We start from the raw sequence: 6,018 nt of genomic DNA on the forward strand, positions 1-6,018 counted from the left end.
GGCACGGCGCGCAGCGCCCCGAACGCCGCCGAGCTCGTCGTCGTCACCATCGGAACACCCCGCCTTCGTCGCCACCCCTGAATCGAACGCCTGTTCGATACGGCCCGGGAGCGTCTATTCGCGCAAGTGTTCGATGTCATCGAACCGCCCTGACGGTGCTCCGCGCTACACTCGCCGCATGAACGAACCGCCCGTATCGCCCGTCGACCGCGCCTTCGACGTGCTACGGGTGACGGCCGCGGGCACAGGCCTGACGCTGAGCGAGATCTCCCGCGAGGCCGGCCTGGCCAAGTCCACGACCCTCCGACTCCTGACCGCGCTCGAACGGAACGACGCGGTGACCCGGATCGGGCAACGCTACCGGTTGGGACCGCTGGTGCACGAGCTGGACCCGATACCCTCCTCCCCGGCATACGAACGAACCCGCCGGGTCCTGACCCCGTTCCTCGCGCACCTCTTCGAGGCGACGCGGGCGACGGTGCACCTGGCCACGCTGCACGGCGACGAGGTGGTGTACCTCAACAAACTGCACGGTCCGCGACCGATCCCGTCCCCGTCCCGGATCGGCGGAGGGCTGCCGGCCTATTGCACCGGCGTGGGCAAAGCGATGTTGGCGTTCGATGACGCGGCCGCCGAGCGGGTCGCCCGGGGCCCGCTGGTCGCATGGACCGACACCACCCTCACCTCGCCGGATACGCTCGCGGTGGAGTTGGCGGAGATCCGGCGCCGCCGGCGGGCGGTGGATCGCGCCGAGCTCACGCCCGGCCTCTACTGTGTGGCCGCACCGGTGTTCGACGACGACGACGGCGCCAGCGGCAACCGTGCGGTGGCCGCGCTGTCCGCGAGCGCGGCAGACAGATCGGCACTCGCGCGACTGGAACCGTTGGTGACCAGGGTCGCAGCAGCCGCCAGCCGCGCGATGTCGACGGCCGGGAACGAGTAACGTGTCCGCAGCTTCAGCTGAACTCCATGGTGACCTCGCCCAGACCCGCGAACTCGGCGCGGAAGGAATCGCCCGGAGCGGCGTCCATCGCCCGGATCGCGGTGCCGGGCAGGATCACGTCGCCCTTGCGCAGGCGCACGCCGAACTTGGCGACCGTCGAGGCCAGCCACCCCACCGAGTTGAGCGGGTTACCCAGCACCGCGTCGGAGCGACCGGAGGCGAGGAACTCACCGTTCTTGTAGAGGGTCGCATCGATCGCTGCGACGTCGAGGTCCGCCAGCCTCACCCGCTGTGAACCGACGACGTACCCACACGACGAGGCGTTGTCCGCGATCGTGTCGGGCAGGCTGATCTTCCAGTCGCGGATGCGGGAGTCGATCAGCTCGATCGACGGCACGACCCACTCGATCGCGGCAGCGGCCTCCTCCTGTGAGCACCCCTCCGGAGGGATGTCGGCACCGAGGATGAACCCCACCTCGACCTCCACGCGCGGGAAGCAGAACCGCGCGGCCTCGACCGGCTCGCCCTCCGGATACTCCATCGTGTCGAGGAGATGGCCGTAGTCCGGTTCGTCGACGCCCATCATCTCCTGCATGGCCTTGGAGGCCAGACCCACCTTGTGGCCGGTGACGACCGCGCCGGCCTCCAGCTTTCGGCGGATGTTGACGAGTTGGATCTCGAAGGCGTCGTCCGGGGTCATCCCGGGATGGTCGGCGGTGAGCGGCGCGATGGGCGCCACGTCGGCCTCGGCATCCCAGAGTCGCTGTGCGAGTGTGGCGCGGGTCTCCTCGGTGAGCATGACGGGGATGCTACCTCGATCGTCTGGCGCTCGAGCCCCCGGTTCTATAACGTGTTCTACATGGCAGACCAGGAGTTCGACGTCGTCGTCGTCGGTAGCGGTGGAGCAGGCATGACGGCCGCCCTCGCAGCAGCGAAGAAGGGCCTCAGCGTGGTCCTCGTGGAGAAGGCGCCTCACTACGGTGGCTCCACCGCCCGGTCCGGAGGCGGCGTGTGGATCCCGGGGAACTCCGTCCTCAGGCGGGACGGGGTCCAGGACACCCCGGAGGCCGCCCGCACCTATCTGCGCTCGATCATCGGCGACGTCGTGGCCCCGGAGAGGATCGACGCGTACGTCGACCGCGGCCCCGAGGTCCTCGACTTCGTCCTCGCCAACTCCCCCCTCGAGCTGGAGTGGGTGGTGGACTACTCCGACTACTACCCCGAGGCGCCGGGGGGACGACTCGGTGGCAGGTCCGTCGAGCCCAGGCCGTTCGACCTCCGCCGGCTGGGCTCCGAGGCGTCGAGGCTCGAGCCCCCCTACGCCAAGGCCCCGGCGAACATGGTGGTCAAGCAGTCGGACTACCGCTGGCTCAACCTGCTCCAACGCCCCACCACCAAGGGCTTCCGACGCTCCGTCCGCGTGACGATGCGCATGCTGGTGGCCAAGGCCCGCGGCGCCAACATGGTGGGCATGGGCCGCGCCCTCATCGGCGCCCTGCGCAAGGGCCTCCTCGACGCCGGCGTCCCGGTGTGGCTCGACACCCCGATGACCGGACTGGTCACCGAGGGCAGTGGCCTGGAGGAGCGGGTCGTGGGCATCACCGTGACCCGCGGCGGGGAGGAGCAGACCCTCCGCGCCCGTAGGGGCGTGATCATCGGCTCGGGCGGGTTCGAGCACAACCAGGAGATGCGGGACAAGTACCAGCGTCAGCCCATCCCCACCTCCTGGACGGTGGGCGCCGCCGGCAACACCGGTGAGGGCATCGAGTTCATGGAGAAGGTGGGTGCGGAGCTGGCCCTCATGGAGGACGCCTGGTGGGGTCCCACGATCCTGCTCCCCCGCGGCCCGTGGTTCGCGCTCGCCGAGCGGTCCCTGCCCTGCTCGTTCCTCGTCAACTCACTCGGCGAGCGGTTCATGAACGAGTCGCTGCCGTACGTCGAGGCCGGCCACCGGATGTACGGAGGCGAGTACGGTCAGGCCCCGGCCGGCCAGGAGGGGGCCGAGGGCGAGAACGTCCCGGCCTGGCTCATCTTCGACCAGGAGTACAAGAACCGGTACCTCTTCGCCGGACTACAGGCGAAACAACCGCTGCCGAAGAAGTGGCTCGAGACGGAGAACTTCCACAAGGCGGACACCCTCGCCGAACTCGCCGGCCTGATCGGGGTCCCGGCCGACGCCCTGGAACGGACGGCCACGCGGTTCAACGGCTTCGCCGAGAAGGGCGTCGACGAGGACTTCCAGCGCGGGGTCTCGGGGTACGACCACTACTACGGCGACCCCACCAACAAGCCCAACCCGAGCCTCGGGCCCGTCCGCAAGGCCCCGTTCTTCGCCGTCAAGATGGTGCCCGGGGACCTCGGGACCAAGGGCGGCGCGACCACCGATATCCACGGCCGGGTGCTCCGGTCGGACGGCTCCGTGATCGAGGGGCTCTACGCGGCCGGAAACGCGTCGTCGCCGGTCATGGGGCACACCTACGCCGGGCCCGGGGCGACCATCGGTCCCGCGATGGTGTTCGGTTACCTCGCGGTCGAGCACATTCTGGCCGGCGCCACAGCCGACTCCACCGCCGCCGCCCCCACCACCATCGACAAGACGGGAGTCTGACCGTGCCGATCGACCTCTCGACGGCCCTGGGAGCCGAACTCCCCTCGCAGGAGTTCTCCTGGACCGCCTCCGACGTGGCGCTGTACGCGCTCGGAGTCGGTGCCGCCGGTGACCCCATGGACACGGCCGGGCTGCGGTACGTGGACGACACGAACCCGAAGGTGCTGCCGTCGTTCGCCACCGTCGCGGCCACGATGAACGTCACCGAGGCGCCGAGGGTGTCGTTCCCCGGGGTGGAGATCGACCTGGCGAAGGTCGTCCACGGCAGCCAAGCGGTCCGCCTGCACCGGCCCATCCCCGCTGCCGGCACCGCCGTCACCACGACCAGGATCGCCGAGATCCAGGACAAGGGCTCGGCGGCCGTGATCATACAGGAGTCCGAGACAGTCTCCGCCGACGGTGAGAAGCTGTGGACCTCGCGGTCCGGGATCTTCGCGCGCGGGGAGGGCGGATTCGGCGGCGAGCGAGGAACCTCGGAGAAGGTCGAGTACCCCGAGCGGGAGGCCGACCACACCATCGAGGTCGCGAGCCTGCCCCAGCAGGCGCTGCTCTACCGCCTCTGCGGCGACCGCAACCCGCTGCACTCGGATCCGGCGTTCGCCGAGGCGGCCGGGTTCCCGAGGCCGATCCTCCACGGCCTGTGCTCCTACGGGATGGTGTTGCGTGCTGTCGTGGACCACGTCCTGGAGGGGGACGTCGAGCGGGTCAGCGGCTACGGCGTGACGTTCGGCGGCATCTTCTTCCCGGGCGAGACCATGCGCATCCGGGTGTGGGAGGACGCCTCGCGCCTGCTCGTCGCGGCCACGGTGGCCGATCGCGACGACGCTCCCGTCCTCAAGAACGTGGTGGTCGACCTCGCCTGACCACGACCCGGTCAGCAGAGATCGCGGAACCGCTCCACCAACCGGATCCGACCGGCGGCGTCCATCGCCATCGGGACGACCGTGAGGGTCGTGGCCCCGGCCTCACGGAACGCCCCGACCCGCTCGGCCACGTACGACTCGGGGCCGATCAGTGAGACCGACCGGACCAGCTCGTCCGGCACCGCCGCGGCGGCCTCGTCCTTCTTGCCGTCCAGGTACAGGTCCTGGATGCGGGCGGCCTCGGCCTCGTAGCCGTAGCGGCACGCGAGTTCGTTGTAGAAGTTATTGCCCCGGGCGCCCATCCCACCGATGTAGAGGGCCAGGTGCGGCCGCACGAAATCGAGGTAACCCGGCACCTCGCTCTCCTCGCAGATCGCCAGCGGCGGCCCGGCGTAGACCTCGAGGTCACCGAGCGAGGGATCACGCTTCGCACGTCCCTTGGCCAGCGGGTCGCCCCACGCGAGGTGTGCCTTCTCGGGGTGGAAGAACAGCGGCTGCCACCCGTCGGCGATCTCGGCGGCCAGCTCGACGTTCTTCGGTCCGAGCGCCGCCAGCACGATCGGGATGGACTCCCGCACCGGGTGGTTGATGAGCTTGAGCGGCTTGCCCAGGCCGGTGCCCTGGTCTGCGGGCAGCGGGATCTGGTACTTGGCCCCGTCGTGCACGACCTTCTCCCGGCGCCACACCTTGCGGCAGATCTCGATGACCTCGCGCGTCCGGGCGAGCGGGGCGTCGTAACGCACGCCGTGGAATCCCTCGACGACCTGCGGACCCGAGGCACCGAGGCCCAGGGTGAAGCGGCCGTCGGAGACGAAGTCCAGGCCGGCGGCGGTCATGGCGGTCAGGGTGGGCGTGCGCGTGTAGATCTGCAGGATTCCCGAGGCCAGTTCCATGGTCGAGGTCTTGGCCGCGAGGTAGCCGAGCTGGCTCACCGCGTCGAACGAGTAGGCCTCGGGCACGAACGCGATGTCCAGCCCCGCCCGCTCGAGGTCGGCGGCCTCCGCGGCCGTCTCGGCGAACCCGCCGCTGTAGTTGAGAGCCATTCCGATGCGCATGGGCGCAACGCTACCGGGGGGTCGCGTCGCCGCGGATCACGGCGTCCACCTCTCCCCCGGCCCGCACGAACACCCCCACGCGTCGACGCAGCGGGGAATCGGTGCGCTCATACCCCAGAAACCGCATCCCCGCCTCGGTGGCGACGGCCAGGACGGTGGACTCCGGCAGATCGACGTCCGAGGTGGGGACCACGACGAGGTCGGCGGACCCCAACATCCGCGACAGCCGCCGGCGTCGCGCCTGGTCGTCCCCTCGGCGTCGCAGCGCCCGGCGTCCGGCCACCGCTGCGAGGGCCACCAGCCACGCGGCGATCGGCAGCAGCGCCACCAGGACCAGCGCCCATCCGACGCTCATCGCGGATCCGCCGAACCGGCGCCGTCCGACCGGACGAAGCGCATCGGATCCGACCACGGCCCGCGTCTCGCGAGCTCCCCCGGGACGCCGACCGGCTCCAGCCCCCTGCTCCGGGCCGCGGCGAGGATGACCGTCCTGGGCAGTCGTACCTCCCACGGGCGGACGACCACCTCGTCGTCGCCGCCGTCCAACAG

The 6,018-nt window shown here is 70.4% G+C and carries 7 protein-coding genes; 3 read left to right on the top strand and 4 right to left on the bottom strand.

Going from position 1 to position 6,018, the window contains the following annotated elements; translation table 11 throughout:
- Positions 1 to 178 precede the first annotated feature (178 nt).
- Positions 179 to 943 carry an IclR family transcriptional regulator gene (locus IY392_RS15105; protein ID WP_194861652.1) on the top strand — a complete coding sequence of 255 codons (765 nt, stop codon included), beginning with the start codon at positions 179 to 181 and terminating at the stop codon, positions 941 to 943.
- A gap of 13 nt (positions 944 to 956) precedes the next feature.
- Here IY392_RS15105 and IY392_RS15110 read toward each other — a convergent pair whose 3' ends face one another.
- Entirely contained in the window at positions 957 to 1,742 is a 786-nt protein-coding gene (locus IY392_RS15110) for a 2-keto-4-pentenoate hydratase (protein ID WP_107755727.1), read from the bottom strand.
- 60 nt (positions 1,743 to 1,802) lie between these two features.
- On the opposite strand from IY392_RS15110, the gene kstD reads away from it, so the two are divergent.
- Positions 1,803 to 3,551, top strand: a complete 1,749-nt coding sequence (kstD, locus tag IY392_RS15115) for a 3-oxosteroid 1-dehydrogenase (RefSeq protein WP_228549475.1) — start codon at positions 1,803 to 1,805, stop codon at positions 3,549 to 3,551.
- A gap of 2 nt (positions 3,552 to 3,553) precedes the next feature.
- The gene (locus tag IY392_RS15120) at positions 3,554 to 4,414 is read left to right on the top strand and encodes a MaoC/PaaZ C-terminal domain-containing protein (protein ID WP_107755725.1); all 861 of its coding nucleotides are present in this window, start codon (positions 3,554 to 3,556) and stop codon (positions 4,412 to 4,414) included.
- A gap of 11 nt (positions 4,415 to 4,425) precedes the next feature.
- Here IY392_RS15120 and IY392_RS15125 read toward each other — a convergent pair whose 3' ends face one another.
- The 3 genes from IY392_RS15125 to IY392_RS15135 all read right to left on the bottom strand — a co-directional run.
- A complete protein-coding gene (locus tag IY392_RS15125; RefSeq protein ID WP_194861654.1) occupies positions 4,426 to 5,469 on the bottom strand; it encodes an LLM class F420-dependent oxidoreductase in 1,044 nt (347 codons plus the stop codon).
- A 10-nt stretch (positions 5,470 to 5,479) separates the two neighbouring features.
- Complete coding sequence (locus IY392_RS15130; RefSeq protein WP_107755723.1) at positions 5,480 to 5,824, bottom strand: hypothetical protein; 345 nt, start codon at positions 5,822 to 5,824, stop codon at positions 5,480 to 5,482.
- The coding region (locus IY392_RS15135) for a hypothetical protein (protein WP_194861655.1) at positions 5,821 to 6,018 on the bottom strand (198 nt) is incomplete at its 5' end. The genes IY392_RS15130 and IY392_RS15135, both read right to left, overlap by 4 nt.

The sequence above is a fragment of the Dietzia sp. SYD-A1 genome, assembly GCF_015356725.1.
Lineage (GTDB): Bacteria > Actinomycetota > Actinomycetes > Mycobacteriales > Mycobacteriaceae > Dietzia.